The 1,705-nt window shown below is 57.5% G+C and carries 3 protein-coding genes and 1 pseudogene; all 4 read left to right on the forward strand.

The window, feature by feature from the left end; all coding sequences use genetic code 11:
- The first annotated feature begins 80 nt into the window (after window positions 1-80).
- A pseudogene (locus tag KDH09_13240) lies at window positions 81-362 on the forward strand (recombinase family protein).
- Window positions 359-778: a hypothetical protein gene (locus KDH09_13245; GenBank protein ID MCB0220659.1), complete on the forward strand. Its 420-nt coding sequence runs from the start codon at window positions 359-361 to the stop codon at window positions 776-778. The pseudogene KDH09_13240 and the gene KDH09_13245 overlap by 4 nt, the downstream one beginning before the upstream one ends.
- 94 nt (window positions 779-872) lie before the next feature.
- Window positions 873-1,064: a hypothetical protein gene (locus KDH09_13250; protein MCB0220660.1), complete on the forward strand. Its 192-nt coding sequence runs from the start codon at window positions 873-875 to the stop codon at window positions 1,062-1,064.
- On the forward strand, window positions 1,057-1,705 hold a 649-nt coding region (locus tag KDH09_13255), incomplete at its 3' end, for a DNA cytosine methyltransferase (protein MCB0220661.1). The genes KDH09_13250 and KDH09_13255, both read left to right, overlap by 8 nt.

Consider the following 1,705-nt stretch of genomic DNA (forward strand, 5'->3'; position numbering starts at 1 on the left):
ACGGCCAGGCGATGATGGCGAGCGGGTTCAATGGCTGGGCCGGGGTGTTCCATGATGGCGCGCTCTGGCACGCGCTCGGACAGCTGCGCGCCGTGTTCCGCCAGCCCGAGGTCGTGGCGGGCACGTGGAAGGCCGCGCGCACCCACGCTGAAGACATCTCCGAAGCCGACGCCCGCATGGCGCTGCAGCAATTGGACCCGCTCTGGGACGAACTTTTCCCCGCCGAACAGGCACGCGTCGTGGCTCTGCTGGTCGGGCGCGTCGATATCGAAGTCGACGGCCTGAACTTGCGGCTACGTATCGACGGTCTCGCTGGCCTTTCCCGCGAGATGCTGGACGGCGACTTCGGTGAAGCCGCATGACACACGGCGCGCCGATACCCGAGACCGTGACGCTCCACGTCCCGTTCCGCGTCGTTAAGCGCGGGGGCCGAAAGGAAATGCACCTGCCCGATGGCGTTCGGCCAGACCGCAAGGCGGACAAGGCACTGGTCAAGGCGCTGGCCCGAGCCTTCCGCTGGAAGCGGATGCTCAAGTCGGGTGAGTTCGCTACCATCGCCGAACTGGCAGAGCAGGAGGGGATCGCAACGTCCTATATGACGCGCATCCTGCGCCTAACGCTGCTTGCACCGGACCTCGTTGAGGCGATCCTGGACGACAAGCTGGGCCGGGAGGTGACGTTGGCGCATTTGCTGGAGCCCCTCCCGTTGGAGTGGAGCCTGCAGCGACAGGCACCTGCCGTGCTAGAGAGCCACAAAGGACGTTCTGGCCCAACCTGATGGTCGATCACCGCTTCCAGACTCCTGTCGAAGAGTCCATACTTCTCTTGACCAAAGCACCGAGGTCAGGCACAAAACGAGAACGGAGGTGGCGATGGCTCGGGAACACAAGAAACAAGTGACGGTTCTGTTAGAGCATCAAGAGGATCGCCGCTTTTCTGCGTATTGCGAAGAAAAGGGCTACAAGAAATCAACCCTTATCGCCCGCTTGGTACGTGAGCACCTCGATAAAGAAGGCTTCCAATCACAAGGTGAGCTTTTCCACAGCGCATCGCGACATGAATGAAAATAACAACAAGAACGAAAGATTGAGGCCATCGATGCAGCTAAATAAAAAAAAGAAATCTCATGTGGGTCGAGGCATTGAAGAGGTCCAGGTGATCGACTTCTTCAGCGGTTGTGGCGGTATGTCTTTCGGCTTCCACACTGCTACCACTCGCAATGTAAAGTACCATGTTCTCGGCGGCCTCGACATCGACCGGCACGCCAACGCGACATACGAGCGGATGCTGAAGAAGCCCGCCATAATGAACGACATTCGGCGACTGACTGATCGCGAATCGCTCGAGGAGGCCCTCTCTCAATGGGGCTATGACTCAAGTAAGCCGCTGATCCTAATTGGATGTGCGCCCTGCCAAGGATTCAGCTCTCACAGAAAGAAAGATCCCCGCGAAGACGAGAGAAATGAGCTTCTTGCCGCTTTTGGCGACATCGTTCTGGCGCTGGAGCCGGCATTGGTTGTAATGGAAAATGTACCCGAAATGCTTCAAAAAAAATATTGGAAGCATTATGAAGCGTTCTCGTCAAAATTGGAGGAACATGGGTATATTACACGCGCACGATTACACAACCTCGCCAGCTTTGGTGTTCCGCAAGAGCGGTATAGGGCCTTGGTGTTATCTTCACGGCTCTCTCATCGCACTGAAA

The organism is Chrysiogenia bacterium, from assembly GCA_020434085.1.
In the GTDB taxonomy this organism is placed as follows: Bacteria; JAGRBM01; JAGRBM01; order JAGRBM01; family JAGRBM01; genus JAGRBM01.

What these genes read in the sequence shown, in the direction of transcription:
- KDH09_13250 (MCB0220660.1), top strand. Translation starts at nt 873, where the DNA reads ATGGCTCGGGAACACAAGAAACAAGTGACGGTTCTGTTAGAGCATCAA.
- KDH09_13245 (MCB0220659.1), top strand. Translation starts at nt 359, where the DNA reads ATGACACACGGCGCGCCGATACCCGAGACCGTGACGCTCCACGTCCCG.